The following is a 25,217-nucleotide window of genomic DNA, read 5'->3' as shown; positions in this document are numbered from 1 at the left end:
GTAGCTTTCCGACACCGAGATCGCCGGCAACTCCACCGGGAAGCCGCCGGCCATGAGAATGCCGCGCTTGACGTCGTCCACGCGCTGCTTGAAGTGCACGTGGCAGGGATTGAGGTCGGACCAGGTGTTGACGATCGCAATCACCGGCTTGCCCGTCCACTCCTCCGGGCTGTAGCCCATCTGCATGGCGCGCGAGCGATGCCCGAAGCTCCGGAGGTCCGCCGGCCCGAACCAGCGCGCAGAGCGCAACTCAGCCGCCGTCCTGCGCGCAGCGCCCGCCGTGCCAGGATCAGCCTCCAGCGCATCGGGAGGCAGGTGGGGATCGGCCATGGCATTTCCTCCGCTCATCGGCGAGATTGACATAGCAGACTTACCGCGCGCCGCCAGCGCACCCCCGCCAGCATCCCGGCGGAGGAACGGGCCGGCCATGCAGCGCTAGTGCAGCGGCGCCGCCTTCAGAAATCGCTGCCGGTCTCCGGAGGCCACGGTAACCTCGAAGCGGTCGCCCTCCCGCTCCACGACGAGCGGCACATCCACCCCGGCCTCGCCAAGCGCCCAGATGCTGCGGAAGAAGCGCGGCAGGTCGGCCACCGACTCCTTGGCCACGGCCAGCACCACGTCGCCCCGCCGCAATCCGGCCCGGGCGGCCGGACCACGGGCCGCGGTGGAGAGGATGACCACCTGCCCCTCGTCCGCGCTGACGGAGATGCCCAGCCAGGGCCGTGGTGGACGGTCGGGCCGCCCCAGCGTCAGCATCTCCCCCATGATCGGCTTCAGCAGGTCGATCGGAACGCTCATGTTGAGGATCCGCACGCGCCCGTCCCCGGCATCGTGGCCGAGCTGGAGCGATCCGATGCCGATCAGCGCGCCGTCCGGCCCGATTACCGCCCCGCCGCTCCAGTGCGGATGGGCGGGCGCCGTGAACAGCGCCTCGTCGAGGAGGTATTCCCAGTAGCCGGCGAATTCCTGCTTTGCCACCACCCGCCCTGCCAGCGCGCCCGGGCGGCCGCCTGCGCCGGCGAAGACGATGTCCGCCCCGACCGGCACCTCGCCCGATACGCCGAGCGGCAGCGGCGGCATCCCGAGCTTACCGAGCGCCTGGACAAGGCCGAAGCCCGTCACCTGGTCATAGCCGATCACGTGGCCGGCCACCGCCTGCCCCTCTGCCGTGGTCAGCCAGACCTCCTCCGCCTCCGTGACGAGGTAGCCGATCGTGGCGAGCAGCCCGTCCTCGCGGATGAGCACCGCATTCCCCACCCGCTCCGTCCCCAGGGTGGCCGCCGTGAAGGCATCGTCGGGGATGCGCGCGCGCAGCCCGACCACCGCCGAGAGCGCGAGGTCGAGGTCGTAGCCGTAATCCTCGGGGTGGGGCCGCAATGAGGTCGGCACGCCCTTCCCTTCCGCTGGTGGCGCCATGCTTCCTGGTTCCCCGATACGCTCCGGCATCGTGCCCGCCGGGTCGGGCCGGAGCCTAGGTCAGGACCACGCGGCCTGTCTCCCCGCAATAGGAGCCGTTCCGCCCACGCCGCTTCCGCGGCGGCTCGGCGCTCGCCGGCCGCGGGTGTACGGCCGTTCCTCGGGCAGGAAGCCGGCACGTCGCTTGCTGGCCTTGCCGCGAGAGAGGCGGCACCGTAGCACCGGACGGCCGCTGCACATCGGAGTTTTCACGAGTGGACCGCTTCTTCGACATGGCCGCGCGCGGCACCAACCCGCGCCGCGAGGTCGTCGCCGGCCTCACCACCTTTCTCACCATGGCTTACATCATCGTGGTGAACCCGCAGATCATGTCGACGGCCGGGATCGACGCGGGCGCCGCCTTCGTGGCCACCTGCCTTGCCGCGGCGATCGGCTGCGCGCTGATGGCCTTCCTCGCCAACCTGCCCATCGCCCTCGCCCCCGGGATGGGGCTGAACGCCTATTTTGCCTTTGCCGTGGTGGCAGGGATGGGCATCTCCTGGCAGGTCGCGCTCGGCGCCGTCTTCATCTCCGGCGTGCTGTTCTTCCTCGTCTCCATCGCCGGTTTCCGGGAATGGCTGATCAACGGAATCCCGATCTCGCTGAAGCTCGGCATCGCCGCCGGCATCGGCTTCTTCCTTGCGCTCATCGGGCTCGAGAACCTCAAGCTGGTCGTGGCGAACCCCGCCACCCTCGTCTCGCTCGGCTCCGTCCGCTCGGGCCCAGTGCTGCTCGGCGCGGCGGGTTTCGTGCTCATCGCGGGCCTCGTCGCGCGGCGGGTTCCCGGTGCCATCCTCATCGGCATCGTGGCGACCGCGCTCGCCGGCCTTCCCTTCGGCCTCACCACGTTGAACGGCGTCGTCTCCGCCCCACCCTCCCTTGCCCCGACCTTCCTTCAGATGGACATCGTGGGCGCGCTCAGCCTCGGCGTGCTGCAGGTGGTCGGCACCTTCTTCATGGTGGACCTGCTGGACAACGCGGGCACGCTGATCGCGACGACGCACCGCGCTGGCCTCATGCGGCCGGACGGCTCGGTGCCCCGCCTCGGCCGCGCGCTGATGGCGGACAGCGGCGGCGCCATGCTCGGCGCCGCGCTCGGTACCTCGACGACCGTCAGCTATATCGAGAGCGCCGCCGGCATCCAGGCCGGCGGGCGCACGGGACTGACGGCCCTCACCGTCGGCGCGCTCTTCCTCCTCGCGCTCTTCCTCGCGCCGCTCGCGACCTCCGTCCCGGCCTTCGCGACGGCACCGGCGCTCATCTTCGTCGCCTGCCTCATGGCCCAGTCGCTGAAGGACCTCGCCTGGGAGGATCCCACCGAGTACATCCCGGCCATCCTCGCCGCCATGGCGATGCCCTTCACCTTCTCCATCGCGACGGGCATCGGCCTCGGCTTCATCGTCTACGCGGCCGTCAAGGTCATCGCCGGCAAGGCGGGCGAGGTGCACGGCGCCGTCTGGCTGATCGCGGCGCTCTCCGCCCTGAAGTTCGCCTTCAGCTGAGGGCGGGGCGTCAGGCCTGCCGCCGCAGCGCCCTCCAGGCTTCCACGAAGCGCCGGGCGCGCTCGCCCACCTCATCCGCGGTGGCGCCCGGCTTGTAGAGGGCGGAACCAAGACCGAAGCCGGCCGCCCCCGCCGCTACGAACTCCCCCATTCCCTCCGGCACGATGCCGCCCACTGGCAGGAAGCGCGTGCCGCGGGGAAAGACGCTCAGCATCGCCTTCAGCACGCGCGGCGTCAGCAGCTCCGCCGGGAAGAGCTTCAACGCGTCCGCCCCGGCTGCAAGCGCCGCGAAGCCCTCGGTGGCTGTCGAGACACCGGGCACGCAGAGCAGCCCGGCCGCTTTCGCGGCGCGGATCACGGCAGGGTCGCCATGCGGCATGACGATGATCCGCCCGCCGGCCGCAGCCACCTCCTCGACCGCCTCCGGCGCCAGGACGGTGCCCGCGCCCACCAGCACATCAGGCCCGAGGGCCTCCGCCAGCGCCCGGATGCTCTCTAGCGGCCGCGGCGAGTTCAGAGGAACCTCGATGATCGAGAACCCTGCCTCCACCAGGGCGCGCCCGATCGGCACCACCTCCTCCGGCGTCACGCCGCGCAGGATCGCGACCAGCGGCAGCTGGTTCATGAAGGTTTGCAGGATCAAGGATTCTTCTCCAACCCGGCGCCGGTGAGCCCGGCCGCCCCGGCGATGCGCCAAAGCCCGGCGGCGGCCGTATCGCCGAGCAGTTCGACCGCAGTGACGCCGAAGATCGAGAGCGCCTGGCGATAGCGCTCACAGAGCGCCGCATCGCCGACCAGCGCCAGACCGCCGGACATCGCGTGGAGCCCCGCACGCAACTCCTCCCCGATCAAAAGGCCGGAGAGATAGTCGAGGCTCGCCTCCCGCGCGAGGCCGCCCGTCAGCACGAGCGAGCGCGCGGAGAAGAGCAGCGGCGAGAGGCCGGACGGCGCGTCGCGCAGCGCTTTGACCCCGCGCGCGAAGGCCGCTCGCGCGACTTCCTCCGGCGGCGGCGGGTCATCCTCCCGGACGAAGCGGCCGAGGATGGAGTGCCGGCGCAGCACCGCGAAAAGCTCGCCGGTCATGTGGGTCTCGAAGCGACGGATCCGGCCGCCCGTGACCTCCACCCATTTCGAATGAGTGCCCGGCATCACGAAGCGCCCATCGCCGTGTGAGGAAAGGGCGCCGAGGATCTGCGTCTCCTCCCCCCGCATCACGTTCGGCGCGTCGCCGTGCTGCACGACGCCCGGGATGATCGAGAGGGCCGCGCCCGGCACCGGAACCAGCCCGCCGGCCAGTTCCTCCAGCCCCGCCGGGCAGGGCACGTAAGGCGCCTCGACCCAGCCCTGCGCGCTGCCGATCATGCCCGCCGCCAGCGCCGGCAGCGCCCGCCAGCGCCGGCGCCAGTCGCCTGCCGCCTGCTCGAAAGCGCCTGCGAAGTCGCCCCCCTCCACCTGCATGATGCCGAGCGGCAGCCGGTGCGTCTCCAGCACCGCTCCGCCCTCCCCCATGAGATAGGCGCGGAGCGAGGAGGTGCCCCAGTCGAGCGCGATGAGTCGTGGCGCGGCGTCGTTCAGGACAGCCTCCGGCAAGGTTTTCCCGTGGGGGAGCGGCGCCACCGCGGCTGGTCAGGCTACGGCGCCCGACCCTAGGCTGGGAAGGCCAGCGCCCCGCCGTTCGACCCGCGCAACGACCGAGCCAGAGGAACAGCCCCGCCATGCCCATGAAGGCCATCATCCCCGCCGGCTCCGGCAAGCCCATCGCGCCCTTCTCGCCCGGCGCCATGGCGGACGGCGTCCTCTACGTCTCCGGCACCCTGCCCTTCGACAAGGAGAACAACGTCGTCCATCCCGGCGATGCCGCCGCCCAGACGCGGCACGTGCTGGAGCTCATCAAGTCCGTCATCGAGGCCGCGGGCGGCACCATGGCCGACGTGACGATGAACCACATCTTCGTCACGGACTGGGCGAACTACGCCGCCGTGAACGCCGTCTATGCCGAGTATTTCCCCGGGGACAAGCCCGCCCGCTACTGCATCCAGTGCGGCCTGGTGAAACCCGAGGCGCTCGTGGAAATCGCGACCGTCGCGCATATCGGTCGATGAGATACGAGCTCACCGGCAAGCCCGGCGCGCCGGCGGTGGTTCTCTCCGCCGGCCTCGGCGGGGCTGCCGCCTTCTGGACCCCGCAGCGCGCGGCGCTGGAGGAACACTTCCAGGTCGTCGCCTTCGACCAGCGCGGCACCGGCCGCAACGCGGAGGATCTGCCGGACGGCTACACCATCGGCCACATGGCCGACGACGTGGCGGCGGTGATGGACAAAGCCGGCCTCGCCCGCGCCCACTTCATCGGCCACGCCCTGGGCGGCCTCGTCGGCCTCGAACTCGCCCGCCGCCACCCGGCGCGGTTGGACCGCCTGGTGCTCGTCAACGCCTGGGCGAAGGTGGAGCCGCACTCGGAGCGCTGTTTCGACATCCGCCTCGGCATCCTCGCGGCGCAAGGGCCCGCGGCCTATGTCGCGGCCCAGCCCCTCTTCCTGCACACCGCGCCCTACATGGCCGCGAACTTCACCCGCATCGACGCGGAGATCGCGCATGGCACCGCGCATTTCCAGGGCGCCGAAAACCTCCGCCGCCGGATTGCGGCACTCCGCGCCTTCGACGCTCGCGCCGACCTCGCGCGCATCGCAGCCCCCACCCTCGTCACCGTCTCGCGCGACGACCTCCTCGTGCCCTGGACCGCCTCGCAGGTCCTCGCCGAGGGCCTGCCGAACGCCCGCCTCTGGATCACCGAGACCGGTGGCCACGCCTTCACCGTGGAGCAGCCCGGCCCCTTCAACCGTGCCGTCATCGATTTCCTGGAGAGAGACGCATGAAGACCATCCTGATCGTCGGCGCCTCCCGCGGCCTCGGCCGCGCGCTGGCGGAGGAGCATCTGTCGCGCGGCTGGCACGTGATCGCGACCGTGCGTGACCCCGCCGCGCTGCGCGACGCACCGCCCGGCAAGCTGGAGGTCCATACCCTCGACGTGACGGACTGGGCCGGGGTGGACGCCTTCGCGCGCGCCCTGAAGGATCGCCGCCTGGACGTGCTCTTCGTCAATGCCGGCATCGCCGACGACAAGCGCCCGATTGGCGAGGTGCAGCCGGACGTCTTCGCCCGGCTGATGCTCACCAACGCGCTTGCGCCGCTCCACCTGATCGACCGCATGGTCCACCTCGTCCCGCGCGAGGGAACGGTCGCGGTCATGTCCTCCGGCCTCGGCAGCGTGGCCGGCAACGGTACCGGCGGCTGGGAGGCTTATCGGATGAGCAAGGCCGCGCTGAACACCGGCCTGAAGAGCATCGCCGCGCGGCGTGCCGCGGAGGGCCGCACCTATATCGCCACCGCCCCCGGCTGGGTCCGCACAGAGATGGGCGGCGAGGAAGCGGCGCTCTCCATCGAGCAGAGCATCCCGCGCGTCACCGATATGTTGGAGAAGCGCGCGGGCGCCGGCGGCGTCGCCTACGTGAACTACGACGGCAAGGACCTGCCCTGGTAGCGGTTCAGGACACACCGGCCCGGCGCAGCTCCCGGTCCAGCCGTCCCCTCAGGAACAGCCAGGCCATCCGAAGATCTGAGCCGAGCGACCAGAGGGGATGGCTAAAGGTCGCCGGCCGGTTCCGCTCCACCAGCATGTGGCTGCCCCAGGCAAAGAGGTAGCCGCTCACCACCCCCGCCAGAACCAGCCACCAGTTGCCGAAGAGGATACCGCCGAGGAAGAGCGCGAGGCCGATGAGCGTGCCCGTGACATGCACGCCCCGCGTCACCGGGCTCGCGTGCTCGCGCAGATAATGCGGCCAGAACTCGGCATAGCTCGTGAAGCGCGCCGCCATGGCTTCCCTCCCGAGAATGGCCGCGCGGACCACGCAGCCATCGGGACCATAGCCCGACTGGCTGGCGAAAGCAGCAGCCGCTCACCCCGCCTGCTGCGCGCTGTGCAGCCGGCTGTAGATTCCGCCCGAGGCCACCAGCTCCCCGTGCCGCCCCTGCTCTGCCAGGCCCGCCGCGTCCACCACCACGATGCGGTCGGCATCCCGGATCGTCGCCAGCCGGTGCGCGATCACCAGCGTGGTACGCCCCTCGGACAGCTCCGTCAGCGAAGCCTGGATCGCCCGCTCCGTCTCCGTGTCGAGCGCGGAGGTGGCCTCGTCGAGGATGAGGATCGGCGGGTTGCGAAGAAAGATCCGCGCGATCGCCAGCCGCTGCTTCTGCCCGCCCGAGAGCTTCACCCCCCGTTCCCCGACCACCGTGTCCAGCCCCTTCGGCAGGGCGGCGATCACGGTGTCCAGCCGGGCCCTGCGCGCCGCCTCCATGATCTCCTCCTCGGAGGCACCGAGGCGGCCATAGGCGATGTTCTCTCGCACCGTGCCGCCGAAAAGGAACACGTCCTGCTGCACGATCCCGATCTGCCCGCGCAGGGAGGCGAGGGTGAGATCCCGGATGTCGATTCCGTCCACCGTGATGCGCCCGCCGGTCACCTCGTAGAAGCGCGGCAGCAGGGAGAGGAGCGTCGTCTTGCCCGCGCCCGAGGGCCCGACGAAGGCGACCGTTTCGCCGGGCAGGATCTCAAGGTCCACCCCGTCCAGCACCGGCGCGCCTTTCCCGTAGGCAAAGCGCACCCGCTCGTAGCGAATACGCCCGGAGAGACGCGGCGCGACGCGCGCATCCGGTCGGTCCTCGATGTCGGGCGCCGTGTCCATCAGTTCCGTGTAGCGGCGGAACCCCGCGATCCCCTTCGGGTAGGTCTCGATCACCGAGTTGATCTTCTCCACCGGCCGGAAGAACACGCCCACCAGCAGCAGGAACCCGACAAAGCCGCCCGAGCTGAGCTGCCCGTGCAGCACGAACCAGCTTCCGGCCACCATCACCACCATCTGCGTCAGCCGCATGGAGAGGTAGGAGAGCGCGTTCGTCGCGGCCATCAGCCGGTAGGCCTCGAGCTTCGTCTCGCGGTAGCCCTCGTTGTCGCGCGCGAAAAGGCCGCGCTCGTGCTCCTCGTTGGCGAAGGCCTGCACCACTCGGATACCGCCGACATTCTCCTCGATCCGCGCGTTGAAGCCGCCCACGCGCCCGAAGATCGTCTGCCAGTTCCGCGTCATCCGCCCGCCGTAGCGCGCCGTCAGCCAGCCCGTGACCGGCACCACCGCCGCGGTGATCAGCGCCAGCTCCGCATTCACCGAGAACATCAGCACGAAGGCGCCGACGAAGGTCATTACCGCGATGAAGAGGTCCTCCGGCCCGTGATGGGCCACCTCCCCGATCTCCTCCAGGTCCTTCGTCAGCCGCCCGACCAGGTGCCCCGTCCGCTGGTTGTCGTAGAAGGAAAAGGAGAGCTTCTGCAGGTGCGCGAAGGCTCGGCGACGCATCTCCGTCTCGATGTTGATGCCGAGCATGTGCCCCCAGTAGGTCACCACCGCCATCAGCCCGGCATTCAGGAGGTAAACGACGAGCAGCCCCGCGGCGGCCAGCCCGATCAGCGCCCAGTCCTGCCCTGGTAGCAGCCGGTCCACGAAGGCCTTCACCGCCAGCGGAAAGCCCAGCTCCAGCAGCCCGGAAAGCACGGCGCACCCGAAGTCGAGCAGGAACAGCCGCCGGTGCGGCCGGTAGTAGGAGAAGAAGCGTCGAAGCATGAGCGCCCCTTAGCAGCCCCCGTGCCGCACCGCACGAAGGATCCTCCCGGCCCCCCTTGCGAGCCGCCCGATTGCCGGGCACGGGGGGAGAGCAGCTTCCGGTCCGCCCCGTCTCCGATGCCCGCCCCCGCCGCCTTCGTGCCCTTCCGGCACCCTGTGTTCCGGACCCTCTGGTTCGCCACCCTCGTCAGCAATATCGGCGGCTGGGTGCAGAGCACGGGCGCGGGCTGGCTGATGACCTCCCTCTCGCCCTCGCCGGTCATGGTCAGCCTCGTGCAGGTGGCCGCGCTCCTGCCCGTCTTCCTCCTCGCCCTGCCGGCGGGCGCGCTTGCGGACATCATGGACCGCCGCCGCTTCCTGCTGCTGACCCAGTTCTGGATCTTCGGCACCGCCCTCCTACTCTGCGTCCTCACAGGCGCCGGGCTGCTCGGGCCCTGGGGCCTGCTGGCCCTCACCTTCTGCATCGGCGTGGGGGCGGCGGCGAACTTCCCGGCCTTCGCGGCCACCACTCCGGAACTCGTCCCCCGCACGGACCTCGTGCAGGCCATCGTGCTGAACGCCATGGGCTTCAACCTCGCCCGGGCGATCGGCCCCGCCCTCGGCGGCGTGGTGCTCGGCTGGGCGGGGGCGGAAGTCGCCTTCGGCCTCAACGCCGCCTGCTTCCTTGTCCTCATCACCGCCCTCTTCTTCTGGAAGCGCGTGCCGGAGCAGGACACGACGCCGAAGGAGCGCCTTCTCCCGGCTATCGGGAGCGGCGTGCGCTACGTCCTGGCCAGCCCGGTGATGCGCGGCGTCATCATCCGCTCCACCCTCGCCTTCTTTGCGGGCTCGGCGGTCTGGGCGCTCCTGCCGCTGATCGTGCGGTTCCGGCTCGGCCTCGGCCCCTCGGCCTTCGGGCTGATGCTCGGCGCCATGGGCGTGGGCGCGGTCGCCGCCAGCTTCTGGCTGCCGGCGCTCCGCAACCGGCTCAGCCGCTCGGCCACCGTTGTCGCCTGCTCAAGCGGCGTGGGCGCCTCGATCATTCTCCTCGCCCTCGCCCGCCACTGGGTGCTGGCTGGGATCGCGATGCTCCTCTACGGCGCCTTCTGGCTCGGGATGACCTCGACCCTTTCGGCCTCGTCGCAGCTCGGCGCGCGACCTTGGGTGCGGGCGAGGGCGATCGGGCTGTTCCAGGTCTGCACCTTCGGCGCCATGGCGGCGGGCACGGTGCTGGGCGGGGTCGGGGCGGAGATGATCGGCATTCCGGCGACGCTCATCGCCTTCGGGGTGACCAGCATCGTCCTCGCCTTCGCCGTCCGCCGCCTTCCGCTCGAGGCGCCGCCGTCCCTCCCCTCCGCCACCAACCTGGCAGAACCGCAGCCCGATGCCCCCGCGGCCGAACTCCTCCCCGCTCTCCGCGGGGACGAGGGGCGGGTGCTCGAATCCGTCCGCTACGCGGTGCCCACCGCCTCTCGGGACGCCTTCCTTCGATCCATGGCCGAGGTCCGCGGCGTGCGCCTCCGCGCCGGCGCCATTGTCTGGCGCCTCTACGAGGACGTGGCCCACCCCGAACGTTACGTGGAACTCTGGGCAGTCCGGTCTTGGTCGGACCACCTGCGCGAACAGTCGCGGCTGAGCGAGGCCGACCACGCCATCCTCGCCGCGGCGGTCGCCTTTCAGATCGAGGGCACGAAGCCGGAGGCGGAGCGCTTCGTGCAGCTATCGGTTTGATCCGCCCTCGCCCGCCGTCCGGGGCCTGCGGGCGCCGCCTCAGGCTGCCCGAAGCGAGAGCGCCAGCACCGGATCATCCGTCGCGATGGCATCCAGGTCGAGATCCAGCATCCGGCGGATCGAGGGCGCGTGGTTCGCCCCCCAGGCCCCGACGCGCAGCCCCGCGCCGCGAAAGGCGCCAAGCAGCTCGGCATCCATCGCGGCCTCGTGCGTCTCCACCATGCGGACACCGGTGCGGCGCGCGGTGGCAAGGATTCCCTCCAGCCCGATATGGCGGATCATCGGGGGGCTGAAGAGCCAGGCAACGTTGCGCAGCCCACTGGCGGCCACGGCGGCGGCGGCCACCTCCGCTTCGAAGACGATGATCTCGGTGCGCGGGCGAAGCCCCGTCCGGTCCAGCGCGGCCAGCACCTTCTCCAGCAGCGGCAGGTCGAGCCGGCCGTTCCGGTCGGCTTTCACCTCCACCTGGAGCCCGCCGTGCCCGGTGGCCACGAGCTCGAGCAGCTCGGAAAGCCGTGGCACCCCCTCCCCGCCCGCACCAATGAGGTGCAGCGCGGCCAGTTCCGCCGCACTGCGCTCGGCGAGCGCGCCGCGGCAGTTGCTCGTGCGGTCGAGCGTGGCGTCGTGCATCACCATCGCCTCGCCGTCGGCAGAGAGGTGGACGTCGCACTCCACCGCGTCCGCCCCGGCGGCAATGGCGCCGCGGAAGGCCTGGAGGCTGTTCTCGGGCCAGAGGATGGCGCCGCCCCGATGCGCGATGATCTCGGTCAAGCTCGCTTCCTCCCCTGCGGTGGCGCCGCGCGGTAGCACGGGGCCCGCCGGGCTTCCAGGCGTCAGGGCAGGCGGGCGAGGCGCGCGCCGAGCAGCGCGAAGAAGCCCTCCGCGTCGAGGGTCTCGGGCAGCGTCACCCGCGGCTCCACCCCGCTCCGGCCCCAGCGGTCCACATGCGTGCGACCGCGCGCAGGACTGGGGCCGCAATCCACCTCCACCGCCGCGCGCTGCGCGTGGAAGAGCGCAGGGGCAACGAGCCAGGCGATGGCGCAGGCGTCGTGCAGCGCGTGCCCCTCGCCCCCGAGCCGACGGGAGGGCGGAACGGCCGCCATGATGTCGCAGGCCGCCCGCAGGCAGGCCCCGTGGCCAAGGCGCCGGACCGCCTCGATCCGTGCGGGCGTCACCAGCGCCTGCATGGTCAGTTCCAGGGTCACCAGCGTGACGGGCGGACCGAGGGAGAGGAGAATGTCCAGCGCCTCCGGGTCGCTCGCCGCGTTGAACTCGGCGGAGGGAGTCCAGTTCCCCTCCCCCCAGGCGCCGCCCATCAGCACGATCTCCCGCACCCGCCCGGCCAGAGCGGGCTCGGTCGCGAGCGCGAGGGCGAGGTTGGTCACGGGCCCGATGCCGACGAGCGTGACGCTCCCCGGCGCGGCATCGCGGAGCACGGCGCGGATCGCGTCGGCCGCGAGCGCCGCGACGGCCGGCGGCCCCTCCGGCAGGACCACGCCGGCCAGCCCGTCATCGCCGTGCACCGCCCGCTCCCCCGCGAAGCAGCCGCGCAGGGGCCGCTCGGCCCCGGGCACCACCGGGACGGGAACGCCGCCCAGCCCAACCACGGCGCGCGCATTCGCCACGGTGCGCGCGAGCCCCGCATTGCCACCCACCACCGTCACCAGCCGCAGGTCGATCTCCGGCGAGGCCATGGCGAGCCAGAGGGCAAGGGCGTCGTCCGTGCCGGGATCGCAGTCGATGATGACGGCCCGGCGCCCGGCCGGCGGGGCGCCGCTCAAGCCCCCAGCTCCGCCTCGACGATGCCGCAGAACAGGGCGGCGCCGGCGGTCAGCGCCGCGTCGTTGAAGTCGAAGCGCGGATTGTGGTGCCAGCCTTCAGGATGGGCGGGATCGCCCGTGCCGAGCCACGCGTAAGCGCCCGGTCGGGCCTCGAGCATGCAGGCGAAGTCCTCGCCCGCGGTGATCGGCGGGTGGTCGTCCAGCGCCCGATCGGCACCCACCGCCGCGGACGCGGCCCGATGCATCAGCGCGGCCTGGGCGGGGTGGTTCACGGTCGGCGGCAGGCGACGGTTATAGATCGGCTCCGCCGCTACTCCGTGCGTGGCGGCGGTGCCGCGCGCGATGCCGCCGATCCGCGCCTCAAGCAGGTCGCGCACGGGGGCCGAGAGCGCCCGCGCGGTTCCGCGCACCAGCACCTCCGCCGGAATGACGTTCGGCGCTTCCGGATGGCCGGCCGCGAGATGGCCGACGCTGACCACCCCCACCCCGAGCGGGTCCAGCTCCCGCGCCACCACCGTCTGGAGAGCCAGGATGAAGGCGGCGGCGGCGAGCGTCGCGTCGGTGCCGAGATGCGGCTTCGCCCCGTGCGTGCCACGCCCGCGGAAGGTCACCTCCCAGGTATCGGAACTCGCGAGGACGGCGCCCTTCGGCACCGCGACCGTGCCGAGCGGCAGGCCCGGCAGGTTGTGCATGGCGTAGACGGCATCAACGGGGAAGCGCTCGAACAGCCCCGCCGCGAGCATCGCTTGCGCCCCGCCGCGCGATTCCTCGGCGGGCTGGAAGATGAGGTGGACGGTGCCGGCGAAGCGGTCCCGGTTTCCGGCAAGCCACTTCGCGGCGCCGAGCAGCATCGCCGTGTGCCCGTCATGCCCACAGGCATGCATCCGGCCGGGCGTGAGGCTCGCCCAGGGCGCGCTGGTCATCTCCGCCATGGCCAGCGCGTCCATGTCCGCGCGCAACCCGATCGCGCGGTTGCCTGCCGCTCCCCGGATCGTCCCGACGACGCCCGTGCCCGCGATCCCCTCCTCCACCGCGATCCCCGCCGCGCGCAGCTCCCGCGCGACGAGGGCGGCGGTGCGGTGCTCCTCGAAGCCGAGCTCCGGATGGGCGTGCAGGTCCCGGCGCCAGGCCGTCATGGCTTCGGCGAACGGCTCCAGGGCCATGGGCCTGGGCATGGGCGGCTCCGTTGCGGGGGTGCGGCGGACCATGCCAGCTTGCCCCCTTCACCACCAGATGCCCGAGGTCCCGATGCGCCTGCGCGCCGCCCTTCTTGCCGCCGCGATGGTCCTGCCGGGAGCCGCGGGCGCCCAGGATCTCCTCCGCATCGGCGTCGAGTCCGGCCCCACCAGCCTCGACCCGCACTACGCGAGCCTTATCACCAACATCGCCTTTGCCCGCCACGTCTTTCAACCGCTGGTGCAGCAGGACGCGCGGCAGGAGCTCCGCCCGGCTATCGCGAGCGCCTGGCGGGTGGTGGACGACCTTACCTGGGAGTTCACCATCGACCCCCAGGCCCGCTTCCACGACGGCGCTCCTGTCACGGCGGAGGACGTGGCCTTCACCATCCAGCGGGCGGGCAACGTGCCCAACTCGCCCTCCTCCTTCGGCTACGCGACACGGGTGGTGACGGCCGTGGAGGATGCGGGCGGCGGGGTGGTCCGCATCCGCACGCGGGTGCCGACGCCGCTGCTGGCGAACAACCTCGCCCTGGTGATGATCGTCTCGAAGAAGCACGGCGAGGGCGCGACCACCGCCGACTACAACGCGGGCCGTGCCATGATCGGGACCGGACCCTTCCGCCACGTCTCCTGGCAGCCCGGCAGCCCCTTCGTGGCGGAGCGCAACCCCGCCTTCCACGGAGCCACCCCCGCCTATGCCAGGGTTGAGTTCCGCCCCATCCCCGCCGCCGCTGCCCGCGTCGCGGCCCTCAGCGCGGGGGACGTAGACCTCATTGAGATCGTGCCGCCCGAGCAGTTCGAGCGCTTCCGGGGCGATGCGCGCTTCACGACGAGCGAGAGCCCCTCGAACCGCCTCATCTTCCTCACGCTCGACAGCGACCGGGCGGAAAGCCCCTTCGTCCGCGCGAAGGACGGCTCGCCCGTCCCCAACCCGTTGCGCGACGCACGCGTGCGCCGGGCGCTCTCCCTCGCGATCAACCGCCAGGCCCTGACGGAGCGCATCCTGCGCGGCCAAGCCCTGCCCGCCGGCGACCTCGGCCCGCCCGGCTATTTCGGCACCTCCCCCGACCTGACAGCTGAGAGGCTGGATCTGGAAGGAGCTCGCAAGCTGCTGGCGGAGGCCGGTTTTCCGCAGGGCTTCGCCGTGCAGGTGAACGGTCCCAACGACCGCTTCGTGAACGACGAGGGGGTCGTGCAAGCCATCGCCCAGATGTGGACGCGCCTGGGCATCGCCGCGACGGTGGAGACCAAGCCGCGCGGCACCTGGCTGAGCGAGGCCGCCCAATTGAAGTACAGCGTGAACCTGGCCGGCTTCTCGCCAAACCCCGAGGTTCTAGGAATGCTGGAAACACAAGTACATAGCTGGAATACCTCACTCGGCCTCGGAACCGCCAACCGCGGCCGCTTCAGCAATTCTGGCATCGATGCGCTGATCCAGCGCGCCCGCGCGACGATGAACAACGACGAACGCGCCCGGCTGACGCGGGAGGCGACACGTCAGGCGATACGTGAGCAGACCGCGCTCATCGCCCTGTATTTTCAGGTCAACACCTGGGCCATGCGCCGCGGCGTGACCTACGAGGCAAGAACCGACGAGATGACCCTTGCCCAGTCCGCGGGGCACGCCCCGTGATCCCCGCCGAGACCCGCCGCGCCGCCGTCCGGGCCGCCCAGGGCAAGGCGCCCTTCGATCTCCTGCTCACCGGGGGCACAGTGGTGGATGTGGCGTTGGAGGAGCTGCGCCCAGCCGATATCGGTATCACTGGCGGGCTGATCGCCTCCGTCCACCCGCCGGGCACGCGCTCGGACGCCGCGGAGGTGCACGACCTCTCCGGCCGCTTCCTCTCGCCGGGCTTCGTGGACAGCCACCTGCACTTCGAATCCTCCTTCATGGCCCCGGCGGACTACGCCTCGGTGGTGGTGCCGCACGGCACGACCACCACGGTCTGGGACCCGCACGAGCTGGCCAACGTGCTCGGCGTGCCCGGCGTGCGATGGGCGGTGGAGCGGGCACGCGGCCTGCCGCTTCGGGTGCTGGTCGCCGCCCCCTCCTGCGTGCCCTCCGCCCCAGGGCTTGAGCTCGCAGGCGCCGAGATCGGGCCGGAGGAGATGGCGGAGATGCTCGCCTGGGCTGAGGTCTCGGGCGTGGCCGAGGTGATGGACATGGCCGGCGTCCTCTCCGGCAGCGCACGGATGGAGGGCATCGTCGCGGCCGGCATGGCCTCCGGCAAGAACGTGAACGGCCACGCCCGCGACCTGGTCGGCCCGGCGCTGCAGGCCTACGTCGCCTCCGGCGTGACCTCGGACCACGAGATCATGGGGCCGGAGGACTTCCTCCAGAAACTCCGTGCCGGGCTGACGGTGGAGCTGCGGGGAAGCCACGACGCGGTGCTGCCGGGGGTGGTGGCCGCGATCAAGGCCCTGCCCGCCCTGCCGCCTACCCTCGTCACCTGCACGGACGACATCTTTCCCGACGAACTGGTGGAGAAGGGCGGCCTGCGCGACACGCTCGCGCGGCTCGTGGGCTACGGCCTGCCGCCAATCCACGTGCTGAAGATGGCGACGCTGAACGCCGCCATGCGGCTGAAGCGGGACGATATCGGCCTCCTCGCACCCGGCCGGCTGGCCGAGGTCGTCGTGTTGTCGGACCTGCCGGGGATGGTGGTGGAGCGCGTGTATGTCGGCGGACGCCTGGTGGCGCGGGACGGGACCATGCTGACCGCCCTGCCCCGCGACCTGCCCGCCGCCTCCCCCCGCGATACCGTCCACATCCCACCCCAACCGCCGGAGGCCTTCGCGCTGCGACCCCATGGGGTGGCGAACGGCCGCGTCCGGCTGCCGGTGGTCGGCGGCGCCCGCGTGGTCCACTGGGCGGAGGCCGAGGTCGAGGTCGCGGACGGCATCGCCTCAGTCCCGCCGGGACACGCGCTGATCGCGGTGCTGCATCGCCACGGAAGGCGAGACCCGTCGCCCGTGGTCTGCCTGGCGGATGGCTGGGGCGAGCCGCGCGGCGCCGTCGCCACCACGATCAGCCACGACAACCACAACCTGCTCGTCGTTGGGCGCGACCCTGAGGACATGGCGGTGGCGGCCAACGCCCTCATCGCCAGCGGAGGCGGCATGGCCGTGGCGCAGGGGGGCAACGTGCTCGCCGTCATGCCCTTGCCCATCGCCGGCCTTCTCGCGGAGACCCCTCCGGCTGAGACCGCGGCGGCCTTCGCGCGGTTGCGCGTGGCGGCCGATCGGGTGATGGACTGGAAGCCGCCCTTCCGCGTCTTCCGCGGCATCACCGGCATCTCGCTTGCCTGCAATCCGGGCCCGCACCCGACCGATCTCGGAATTTCGGATGGAGGAACCGGCGCACTTCGCGATCCGGCCGAGCCTGTCCTCGCTGCCACAGGCTGACGGCATTCGCACGGGTGGGCCGAGCGCGCCGCCCGTGCCTGACTTCTTCTCATTGCGCAAACACGAGATCGTGAACTAAACCCGCGGCTGCCCTCCTGGGGAGGAGGGTTTGAGGGCCCTCTGCGCGTCATGGGCCGGCCGAGGGGGATCCTGATGCTGCGGACTCAAGGCCCGGCCGGGCGCGACGGGGGCTGCGGCGCCCGATGATCTTCGCCTCCTTCGAGTTTCTCTGCCTCTTTCTTCCCCTCTTCTTTGCCGTCTACTTCCTGACACCGTTCCGATATCGGAATTGGCCCATCCTCATCCTCTCCTGGGCCTTCTACGCCTGGTGGCGGGTGGACTTCCTGCTGCTGCTCATCCTCTGCACGGTCTTCACCTTCTACACCGTGCGCTGGATGGACGCGGTTGGGCCAAGGACGCGGCTGGGCACCTGTCTGCTCGTGGTCGGCCTCGCGGGCAATCTCGGCGTACTCGCCTATTTCAAATACGCGAATTTCGGCGTCGGCGCCTTCAACGACATCCGCGCCGCCGTCGGCCTCGACCCTGTTCCCTGGACCGAGATCATCCTGCCGATCGGCTTGTCCTTCTACGTGCTCCAGTCCGTCTCCTACCTTACGGATATCTGGCGCGGCACGGTGCCCGTCACGAAGAAGCTCGTGGACTACGCCACCTACAAGGCGATCTTCAGCCAGCTCATCGCCGGCCCCATCGTGCGCTACGCCGAGATCAAGGACGAGCTCGTCTCCCGCCCGCACACGCTCGCGCAATTCGGCACCGGCGCGCGGCGCTTCATGATCGGCTTCGCGATGAAGGTCTGCCTCGCGGACACGGTGGCGCTGGTGGCCGACGCCGCCTTCGCCCTGCCCGCGCCGACGCTGGCCGATGCCTGGGCGGGCGCCATCGCCTACACGCTGCAGCTCTACTTCGATTTCGCGGGCTACTCGGCCATGGCCATCGGCCTCGCGCTGATGATCGGCTTCCACTTCCCCGAGAACTTCAACCACCCCTATCTCTCGGGTTCCATCCAGGCCTTCTGGCAGCGCTGGCACATGACGCTGTCGCGCTTCCTGCGCGACTACCTCTACATTTCGCTCGGCGGGAACCGGCGCGGGGCCTTTCGCACCTATCTCAACCTCTTCCTGACTATGGTGATCGGCGGCCTCTGGCACGGCGCGAACTGGACCTTCATCGTCTGGGGCGCCTGGCACGGTGGGCTGCTCGCGCTGCACCGGCTCTGGCAAGCGGCGGGCAACCGGCCGATGAACTACGCGCTCGGCAATGCCCTCACGATGCTCGCCGCCATCATCGGCTGGGTCGTGTTCCGCGCGCACGACATCGGCAACGCCGGCACCATGTATGGCGGGATGCTCGGGCTGAACGGCGCCGCGCTGAGCGACGCGCTCGCCTGGCAGGTCACGCCGGACCAGTGGTGGACGATGCTCATCGCAGTGGTGATCATCTACCTGCCGCTGCTGGGCGCCCGTCTGCCCTTCCAGCGGCCGCCCGAGGCGATGGGCCCCGTCTGGCGCGGGCTCTGGGTGACCGCCCCGCTTCTCGGCTTCCTTCTCGGCGTCGTGCTGCTCTACAGCCGCGCCGCCGTCCCCTTCCTCTACTTCCAGTTCTGAGGGCGAGATGAGCGAGACCCGCTGGAAGAACGCCCATCGCGCCGCCGTCCTGCAGGGCGCGGCTGCCGTCGTCCTGCTCGGACTCGGCGCCTGGCAGGGGATCGAGGCCATCGCGAGCCCACAGGGGCAGCAGCGGCTCCGTCCGACGCTCGACGTCGCCTCCTTCCTCTCCGGCACGCTGACGGGCGCGGTGAACCATGTGATGGCGCACGAGTTGCCGGCAGATCCGCTTCTGCGCGCGGCCGGCGGCGTCTTCCGCTACAGGCTCTTCGGCTCCGGCGGCCCCGCGGTCCGCGTCGGCTGCGGCGAGACGCTGTTCCTGACCGAGGAGTTGCGCCCCTGGCCCGGCGGCGAGGCCGCGATAGCCGAGCGCGCCACGGCCGTTCGTCGTGTGCGGGACGCGCTGGCCGCCCGCAACATCGCCCTCGCTGTCGCCGTGGTGCCGGACAAGGCGCGGGTGGAGCAGGCGAAGCTCTGCGGGGTGCCGCGCTCCGCCCAGGCCGAGGCGCGGTACGACACATTCCTCGCCGCACTGGGCGGCGAAGGGCTGCGGCCGATCGCGCTGCTGCCGGCTCTCTCCGTCGTCGAGGCACGGAACGGCGCCTACTACCGCACCGACACGCACTGGAACCAGGAAGGCGCGAGGGCCGCCGCAGCCGCGATCGCCGCGGCCGTCGCCGAGGTGCCGCTGACCCGCGGAGAGGATTACCGCACCACGGCCGCGGCAGAGGAGACAGACGGCCCCGGCGACCTGCTGCGAGTCACCAGCCTTGACCGCGTGCCGGATGCGCTGCGCCCGCGGCCGGACCGCCAGCATCTCGAGCGCACGGAAAAGGCCGAGGAAGGCGCGGGCGGCGGGCTGCTCGACGAGGCTCCGGCACCAGAGGTTGCGCTGATCGGCTCCTCCTACTCGGTCAATGCCAACTTCCACGGCGCGCTGCAGGCGGCGCTGCGGGGTTCCGTGCTGAACGCGGCCACGGCCGGCGGCGGCTTCGCGGGCAGCGCGGCCGCCTATTTCGCGGGCGAGACCTTCCGGGAGTCACCGCCCCGGCTTGTGATCTGGGAAATCCCGGAGCGGGTCGTGGCTCAGCCGCTGACCGCCGCCGAGCGCGAGTTCATCGCGCGGTGGTAGCCCCGTGCCGAGCGCCGCCGGGGCCCGCGCTTTTCGCTCTGCGAAGCGGATATCGCTGGGCATGAGACGGCGTACCGATTATTATGGAACCGGTCAGTTTGAGACCGGCATGCTGGAGAGTTCGGTCATGGCCTCGCACCCGCCTCGCCCCGTGTTGTGCAGGCGGGGTCCCCGGGTGGCAGTTGCCGCCCCCTCGGCGAGGCTCCCCCTTCTTGCTGGCGCCGGGATGGTGGCGCTGCTGGCAAGCTTGGCCACCGGCCATGTCTCGGCCCAGACCGCAGATGCCGGCATTCCCCAGCTGGCAGGAGAGGCGGCCCCGCGCCTCGGCAGCCGCGGCGCCGCGATCCTCCTCGACCAGGCGAACTACTGGAGCGCACAGGGGCGGCCGCAGCTGGCGCAGCAGGCCCTCGACCGGCTGCTGACGCTGGAGCCGAACAACCCAGGCGTGCTGGCGGCCGCGACCGAGGTGGCCGCGCTGAACGGCGACCGCACGAATGCCGAACTCTACACCGCCCGCCTCAACCAGATCGCGCCCGGCACGCCCGCTGCGTTGCGCGCCGCCACCTCGCTCCGTGCGCTGCTGGTGGACCAGACGGTGCTGGCCGAGGCCCGGCGCCTCTCCCTGGCCGGGCAGCGCGAGGCGGCGATGCAGCGCTACCGGGAGCTGTTTCCGCAAGGCGAGGTGCCGCTGATCTTCGCCTCCGAGTATTACCAGACACTGGCCGGCACATCGCCCGAGAACTTCGAGGAGGCGAGGCGGGGCATGGAGGCGGCGGTAATGGCCGCGGGCGAGAACCGCCCGCTCCAACTCGCCTATGCCCAGATGCTCACCTACAACGAGTCCTACCGGTTGCAGGGCATCGAGCGGCTACGGCAGCTCGTGGATATCCCGGCGATCAGCTCCGCAGTCCGTTCCGCGTGGCGTCAGGCCATCCTCTGGATGCCCGGTGATCCCGATGCTGCCGAAGCCATTGGAATTTACCTGCAGTCCAACCCGCCGGATCCCGAAATCGAGGCGAAGTACAACGAGGCTAAGGGCACGCTCGTCCCGCAGTGGGTGACGGAGCGTCTCGCGGGCTGGGACGCAATCGCGGCCGGCCGCGTGAACGACGCCGAGCGGAACTTCAACACCGCTCGGGAAGGCGATCCAACTGATCCGGAGGCGGTCATCGGCCTCGCGATCGTCCGTAAACTGCAGTTCCGCTTCCCCGAAGCCCGCACGCTGTTCGAAGAGGGCATCGCCCTCGCCCCCTTCCGGCGGGAGGAGTTTACGGAGCGGGTCGGGAGCCTCGATGGCTATTCGAGTGCGGCGGCAGCCGGTAACGGCAGAGGCAACGGGCGTGGGAGGGATCGCAACGGCAACCGCGGGGCCGGGGCGGTGGCACCCAGCAGCGCTGTCCAGGCCTGGCGCAGTCTCAACCGGAACGAAGCAAACAAGGCAGAGGAAGCCGCGCAGCGCGCGCTCCGCGGCAACGCCAACGAGAGATTGCAAGGCGAGCTCGTGCTCGGCTTCCTCGCCATCCGACGCGACGATTTCTCGACCGCCGAGACGCGCTTCCGCACGGCGCTGACCATCCAACGGACGAACACTGCCGCCCAGGGCGGCCTGTACGAGGCGCTTCAGCGCCAGGGACGCTTCGGGGAAGCGGACCAACTCCTGGCAGAGAACGGTTTTCGCCCGCCAGCGGGCTCCCTCGCCTTCCGCTCCGCCGCCCTACGTCAGGAGGCGCAGCGTACGACTAATCCGGATGCGAAGATTGTCCTGCTGCGAAATGCGCTTGCGGCCGATCCGAGTAGCACCTGGGCAGCCTTCGACCTCGCCCGCAGCCTGAAGGGGAAGGGCCAAGCGGACGAGGCGCGGCGGCTGGAGCGGGAACTGGCCGCGCGCAACGCCCCGGACGCGCTCTTCGCCTCGGCGCTGCTGTCGAACGCGGACGGTCGGATTGCGGAGACGGTGGCCCGCCTTGGCGCCATTCCGCCCAGTGCCCGCACCGAAGATGGCAGCCGTCTGCTCGAGCAGAATCGCCGTGCCCTCGAATTGCGCCAGTTGGAAGCGGCTGCACGGGGCAACCCGCGCTCTGACGCCGCCCGCCGGCTTCTGGCACTTGCCTCTCAGCCCGACGCGACGGGCGAGACCCAGGCCAGCGTCATTCGCGCTTTCGCCCGCCTGCGCCAGCCAGCGAATATTGAGGCAGCGGCGCGGGCGGCAAGCCCTGTTCCGAGCACTCCGGCAACAGCCCGCATCGCGATCGCGGGTGCGCTGTTAGATGCTGGTCGTGCGGCCGAGGCTGAAGCGGCGGTCGCCAACCTCGACCGCGACTCGGCGCTTGCAAGCGAGGCACGCAGCCGTGCCACGACAGTGCGCGCTATTTCATCCGCAACATCCACAGACCGGCTGAACGACAGCGGGGATCGGCAGGGCGTGCTGAATCGGCTGGCACCCTCCACTGGCCAGGCTAGCTCTAACATTGACGTCCAGCTTTCCCTGGCGCGTGTTTATTCCGGCTCCGGCCGCGGCATTGAGGCGGTGCGCATTGCGGAGCCGATTCTTGAGGCCAACCCGGACTACGTGCGCGCACGGGCCGTGGCCGGCGAGGCAGCCGTGGCGAGCAACTCGATCGGACGCGCCGAGCAGATCCTGCGTGAAGGACGCGCGCGCGGTGCCGACGAGTTGCAGATGGCCCTGCTTGAGGCCCGCATCGCTCGCGCGCGCGACGACAACTCGCGCGCCCGCCGGGCTCTCGAAGAGGCCGCCCGGCTGCGCGCGATGCAGCTCCGCGAGGGCAACTAGCGGGCCGGGAGCGCCGCGGCGCCATTCCCTGCCCATCCAGAGGGTGCCAGCGCCCCCTTGGGGACGCTGCGCGCGTCAGTTCCTCCAGCGCGCTGTCGTGTCGCGGCCGACAAAGGCAACGAGCGCGCGCCCCTCGGGGCGCATAAGCCAGATGCTGTACATGCCGCCGACCTCCAACCCCTCCAGCGGGACATCGGGGGCGACCTGGCCCGCGCAGCCCGCGCGAAGCTGGGCTGCCACGGGCTGGACCGTGCGGCTTACCGTCGTCCCGGGTGCCACGGGCGGTGGGAAGACGGCGGGGCCGCTCGGCGCGAGCAGAACGGAGGCGTCCGGACATTCGGGCGCCGCGTTGTAAAAGCTGAGACGCGCGCGGGCGCGATTGAAGTCGGCCTGATCCACAATTGGCGTCGCGGTAATCCCGCCGTCGCCCTGGGGCTGCAGGAGCACCGTGTTGAAGCTCTTTGGCTGTAGGCGCAGCACGATCCTTCCGGTGCGACGGCCGGCGGAGGCTTCCACTACCATCTCACGATTGCCAGTAACGCGCTGGGCGACGTTGTAGACCGTCACGCGCTCCGCAGGGCGGGTACCAAGCTTCAGGGCCGGCAGGAAGGCTGGGCGGAGGGAGACTTCCTCGCCCATCGTGTTCACGAAGCGCACATAGGCGGAGTCCGGCGGCGGCTCGGGATCGTAAACCTGCGCCTGGCCAGATGGCGTCTGAGCCCCGGCCGAGGTCGTTCCCACCAGGGCGGCAAGGAGGGGCGCGAAGGCCCGCCGAAGGAAATTGGGCTTGGTCATGCAGATACCGCTTGGCGCAAATTGTTGAGGAATTGGTCGGAGCCCATCGCATTGTTGCCCCAGCCGGAGCTGCTCGGACCTGCGGTGAGATCAACCTCTAGATAGGTCCAGATCAGCAGCTTCGGCCGTTGCTCGCGGAACCCGGGGCTCGTTACGTACTGGAGGAGAATCGCGTAAGCCCCGATGTTATTCGGCTTCCAGAACAGCGACACCGGCCGGCTGAGCTGGTTCGAGAGGATGGGCTGGAAGCCGTACTTCGGCTCCATGTAGCTGTTTCCCACGAGGGTAACGTCCGAGGTGTCGTCAGCAAGAAGGGCGTTCTGCCCGCCCGACGCGACCACGTCGCGTGACACGACGGGCTCTGCTCCATAAGTGGCGCGCTGCGCCTCTGGGAGGTTACGGACGAGGTCGCCGCGCGGGGCAACCCGGCTGATTGGCGCCGAGACCTGAAGGCCTGGCCGGGTGCTCGCTGGCAGGGTTGGGCCGATCGCCTTCGCTGCCTCGACGGCCGCGAGTTCGGCGCCCATGGGCGTCCAGTGAGTATCGGTCTTGAAGAAGAGCTGTGTGCCCGCCGCGTGCGCCCGGAAGGCGTTGTCGAGGTCCGCCGTGATCGCGCCAGCCTTCCGGAACTCAGCCTGCACGCCGGCATAACGACGGTCGACAGCGGAGGCGACCCTCATGCTGTCAGGCAGGAACTGGCGATAAGTTCGCGCCTTCGAGGGAACAAGGATCATAGCGACGTCGATGCCCGCAGCCTTCAGGGTCGCGATTGCGCGCGAAATGACCTGCACGACAGGACGGACCTGCGGGGCATCGTCATCCGCCACCTTGTCCCATAGCGGGAAGAGCCAGCCCTCCTTGCCAACGACGGCGAGCGAGGGCGCGCCCTGGGCCCGGGCGATGTGGGGCGCTGCGAGCGCGGCACCGAGGCCGGAAGATGCGGCGGCCAGGAAGTGGCGACGGTTCGTCAGCGTGCCGAACCCGGTTTTGGGCCCATGCAAGGTGCCGCTCATCAGAGGACTCCGCGAGAGGCTGGGCGGTGGTGGTCCCGCCCATCCGGATGAGAAGGATCGAGGAAGGAGAATGCGGGAATCGGTGACCGGCCACGCGGGCCTGCCGGGAGGATGGCGCGAGTGCCGCTGCCGGACGCCGGCGACGCAGGCCGGGTCAGAGCCGGGAGGGTCCGACCCGCCGCACCGCCCCGGCCTCGCGGCCGCAGTTGCCCCCCGACAACCCTCATCCAGCGCCGTTCCCCGCCACCTCACGTCCGCGAGATTGTTAACATACTATCGCGACGCGGAAACTGAGCCTGTCGAGACGCCGGCGATCATGGCCTTAATGCAACAGCTGCCAGGCTGGCCCGCTCCGCTCAGGGCGTGAGGATCGCCCGCAAGCTTGGCTCGATGGCCGCAGAAAGCCTTGCATAGCCCTCGGCGGAGAGGTGCAGGCGGTCAGGGGCGATCGAGGGCGCAAGTCGCCCCTGCGCGTCCACCAGCGCTGGCCCGGCGTCGAGATAGAACACCGACTGCCCGTCCGCGCAGCGCGCGATCAGTTCGTTCACCCGCGCGTTCAGGCGGCGCCCCGGGTCGTTCGCCTCGGCACCGCGCGGCAGGATGCCGAGAAGGAGGATCCGTGTCTCCGGAGAGCGGCGGCGGATCTCTCGCAACACCTCGGCGATGCCGAGCGCCGTGCTCTCGGGCGGCGAGTTGTAGGAGGCGTTGTTGGTGCCGATCAGCACGACCGCGAGCCGCGGACGAAGGGTCGCCGGCCACTGCCCCCCGGCCGTCAGCCGCCAGAGGAGGCCCTGGACGAAGTCACCTGATACGCCGAGGTTGAGCGCGCCGTATCGGAAGTAATTTGCCTCCCAGTCCCGGCGCTCCCAGTTCTCGGTGATCGAATCGCCAAGGAAGACGAGCTTCGTGCGGGAGAGGTCGCCAGCGGCCATTCGGCTCAGCGCCGCACTGCGGGTGCGCCAGTAGGGATGCTCCAGCCTCTCCGGACGGACTTCGCGCGGCATCGGGTCGCGCGCCGGCAGGCTGGGGCAGGCCTGGGCCATCACCGCGCCCGGCCCGGCCGCGAGGAGGGCCACGAGGACGAGAAAGGTGACCCGGCGGCGGCGTTCCTCCCAGCCCCCGGGACGCGCGTCATCGAGATGGCCCATGGGCGCGTCCTGCT

Annotated in this window: 22 protein-coding genes; 10 read left to right on the top strand and 12 right to left on the bottom strand. The window is 70.8% G+C overall.

From position 1 onward, the window contains the following. The coding region (locus BO39_RS20210; protein WP_043836827.1) for a dihydroxy-acid dehydratase domain-containing protein at window positions 1-330 on the bottom strand (330 nt) is incomplete at its 3' end. A gap of 105 nt (window positions 331-435) precedes the next feature. Continuing rightward, window positions 436-1,416 (bottom strand): S1C family serine protease, encoded by a 981-nt coding sequence (locus tag BO39_RS20205; RefSeq protein WP_043836824.1) that lies wholly within the window; start codon window positions 1,414-1,416, stop codon window positions 436-438. 254 nt (window positions 1,417-1,670) lie between these two features. On the opposite strand from BO39_RS20205, the gene BO39_RS20200 reads away from it, so the two are divergent. After that, window positions 1,671-2,957, top strand: coding sequence for an NCS2 family permease (locus BO39_RS20200; protein WP_281175583.1), 1,287 nt, complete (start codon window positions 1,671-1,673; stop codon window positions 2,955-2,957). Window positions 2,958-2,967: 10 nt separating this feature from the next. On the opposite strand, the gene BO39_RS20195 is transcribed toward BO39_RS20200, so the two are convergent. Next, window positions 2,968-3,600 carry a 2-dehydro-3-deoxy-6-phosphogalactonate aldolase gene (locus BO39_RS20195; protein WP_420493646.1) on the bottom strand — a complete coding sequence of 211 codons (633 nt, stop codon included), beginning with the start codon at window positions 3,598-3,600 and terminating at the stop codon, window positions 2,968-2,970. Continuing rightward, on the bottom strand, window positions 3,597-4,547 hold the full coding sequence (locus tag BO39_RS20190) for a 2-dehydro-3-deoxygalactonokinase (protein WP_043836822.1): 951 nt from the start codon (window positions 4,545-4,547) through the stop codon (window positions 3,597-3,599). The genes BO39_RS20195 and BO39_RS20190 overlap by 4 nt, the downstream gene beginning before the upstream one ends. A 125-nt stretch (window positions 4,548-4,672) precedes the next feature. Here BO39_RS20190 and rutC point away from each other — a divergent pair, with 125 nt between their 5' ends. The 3 genes from rutC to BO39_RS20175 are packed head-to-tail and all read left to right on the top strand — an operon-like array spanning window position 4,673 to window position 6,494. Beyond that, the gene (rutC, locus tag BO39_RS20185; protein ID WP_043836820.1) at window positions 4,673-5,059 is read left to right on the top strand and encodes a pyrimidine utilization protein C; all 387 of its coding nucleotides are present in this window, start codon (window positions 4,673-4,675) and stop codon (window positions 5,057-5,059) included. Next, window positions 5,056-5,829: a pyrimidine utilization protein D gene (gene rutD, locus BO39_RS20180; protein WP_043836817.1), complete on the top strand. Its 774-nt coding sequence runs from the start codon at window positions 5,056-5,058 to the stop codon at window positions 5,827-5,829. Before rutC ends, rutD begins: the two co-directional genes overlap by 4 nt. Further along, window positions 5,826-6,494 carry an SDR family NAD(P)-dependent oxidoreductase gene (locus tag BO39_RS20175; protein WP_043836815.1) on the top strand — a complete coding sequence of 223 codons (669 nt, stop codon included), beginning with the start codon at window positions 5,826-5,828 and terminating at the stop codon, window positions 6,492-6,494. Before rutD ends, BO39_RS20175 begins: the two co-directional genes overlap by 4 nt. Before the next feature lie 4 nt (window positions 6,495-6,498). Here BO39_RS20175 and BO39_RS20170 read toward each other — a convergent pair whose 3' ends face one another. Beyond that, window positions 6,499-6,828, bottom strand: coding sequence for an Mpo1-like protein (locus BO39_RS20170; protein ID WP_043836813.1), 330 nt, complete (start codon window positions 6,826-6,828; stop codon window positions 6,499-6,501). Window positions 6,829-6,909: 81 nt separating this feature from the next. After that, window positions 6,910-8,625, bottom strand: coding sequence for an ABC transporter ATP-binding protein (locus BO39_RS20165; RefSeq protein ID WP_043836811.1), 1,716 nt, complete (start codon window positions 8,623-8,625; stop codon window positions 6,910-6,912). Between the two features lie 117 nt (window positions 8,626-8,742). On the opposite strand from BO39_RS20165, the gene BO39_RS20160 reads away from it, so the two are divergent. Continuing rightward, a complete protein-coding gene (locus BO39_RS20160) occupies window positions 8,743-10,335 on the top strand; it encodes an MFS transporter (protein WP_043836810.1) in 1,593 nt (530 codons plus the stop codon). Between the two features lie 39 nt (window positions 10,336-10,374). Here BO39_RS20160 and BO39_RS20155 read toward each other — a convergent pair whose 3' ends face one another. From BO39_RS20155 to BO39_RS20145, 3 genes are all read right to left on the bottom strand, one after another. Then, complete coding sequence (locus tag BO39_RS20155; protein ID WP_043836808.1) at window positions 10,375-11,106, bottom strand: glycerophosphodiester phosphodiesterase; 732 nt, start codon at window positions 11,104-11,106, stop codon at window positions 10,375-10,377. 62 nt (window positions 11,107-11,168) lie between these two features. Continuing rightward, window positions 11,169-12,116, bottom strand: coding sequence for a nucleoside hydrolase (locus BO39_RS20150; RefSeq protein ID WP_043836806.1), 948 nt, complete (start codon window positions 12,114-12,116; stop codon window positions 11,169-11,171). Next, window positions 12,113-13,291 (bottom strand): amidohydrolase, encoded by a 1,179-nt coding sequence (locus tag BO39_RS20145; RefSeq protein ID WP_043836804.1) that lies wholly within the window; start codon window positions 13,289-13,291, stop codon window positions 12,113-12,115. Before BO39_RS20145 ends, BO39_RS20150 begins: the two co-directional genes overlap by 4 nt. A 31-nt stretch (window positions 13,292-13,322) precedes the next feature. Here BO39_RS20145 and BO39_RS20140 point away from each other — a divergent pair, with 31 nt between their 5' ends. The 5 genes from BO39_RS20140 to BO39_RS20120 all read left to right on the top strand — a co-directional run bounded on the left by BO39_RS20140 (window position 13,323) and on the right by BO39_RS20120 (window position 22,247). Next, window positions 13,323-14,927, top strand: coding sequence for an ABC transporter substrate-binding protein (locus BO39_RS20140; protein ID WP_245615287.1), 1,605 nt, complete (start codon window positions 13,323-13,325; stop codon window positions 14,925-14,927). Beyond that, the gene (locus tag BO39_RS20135; RefSeq protein WP_043836802.1) at window positions 14,924-16,699 is read left to right on the top strand and encodes an adenine deaminase; all 1,776 of its coding nucleotides are present in this window, start codon (window positions 14,924-14,926) and stop codon (window positions 16,697-16,699) included. The genes BO39_RS20140 and BO39_RS20135 overlap by 4 nt, the downstream gene beginning before the upstream one ends. Window positions 16,700-16,902: 203 nt before the next feature. After that, complete coding sequence (locus BO39_RS20130) at window positions 16,903-18,324, top strand: MBOAT family O-acyltransferase (protein WP_043836800.1); 1,422 nt, start codon at window positions 16,903-16,905, stop codon at window positions 18,322-18,324. A 7-nt stretch (window positions 18,325-18,331) separates the two neighbouring features. After that, on the top strand, window positions 18,332-19,456 hold the full coding sequence (locus BO39_RS20125) for an alginate O-acetyltransferase AlgX-related protein (RefSeq protein ID WP_043836798.1): 1,125 nt from the start codon (window positions 18,332-18,334) through the stop codon (window positions 19,454-19,456). A 175-nt stretch (window positions 19,457-19,631) separates the two neighbouring features. After that, on the top strand, window positions 19,632-22,247 hold the full coding sequence (locus BO39_RS20120; RefSeq protein ID WP_156963788.1) for a tetratricopeptide repeat protein: 2,616 nt from the start codon (window positions 19,632-19,634) through the stop codon (window positions 22,245-22,247). A gap of 75 nt (window positions 22,248-22,322) precedes the next feature. Here the strand turns inward: BO39_RS20120 and BO39_RS20115 are convergent, their stop codons facing one another. From BO39_RS20115 to BO39_RS20105, 3 genes are all read right to left on the bottom strand, one after another. After that, complete coding sequence (locus BO39_RS20115) at window positions 22,323-23,042, bottom strand: hypothetical protein (protein ID WP_052402346.1); 720 nt, start codon at window positions 23,040-23,042, stop codon at window positions 22,323-22,325. Then, the gene (locus BO39_RS20110) at window positions 23,039-24,055 is read right to left on the bottom strand and encodes an alginate O-acetyltransferase AlgX-related protein (RefSeq protein WP_043836794.1); all 1,017 of its coding nucleotides are present in this window, start codon (window positions 24,053-24,055) and stop codon (window positions 23,039-23,041) included. The genes BO39_RS20115 and BO39_RS20110 overlap by 4 nt, the downstream gene beginning before the upstream one ends. A gap of 356 nt (window positions 24,056-24,411) precedes the next feature. Further along, window positions 24,412-25,203 (bottom strand): GDSL-type esterase/lipase family protein, encoded by a 792-nt coding sequence (locus BO39_RS20105; protein ID WP_052402345.1) that lies wholly within the window; start codon window positions 25,201-25,203, stop codon window positions 24,412-24,414. Between the last annotated feature and the right edge of the window lie 14 nt (window positions 25,204-25,217).

Source organism: Roseomonas aerilata DSM 19363, assembly GCF_000711725.1.
Lineage (GTDB): Bacteria > Pseudomonadota > Alphaproteobacteria > Acetobacterales > Acetobacteraceae > Roseomonas > Roseomonas aerilata.
Note: the sequence above shows the minus strand (reverse complement) of the source record. Positions and strands in the feature narration are given on the sequence as shown.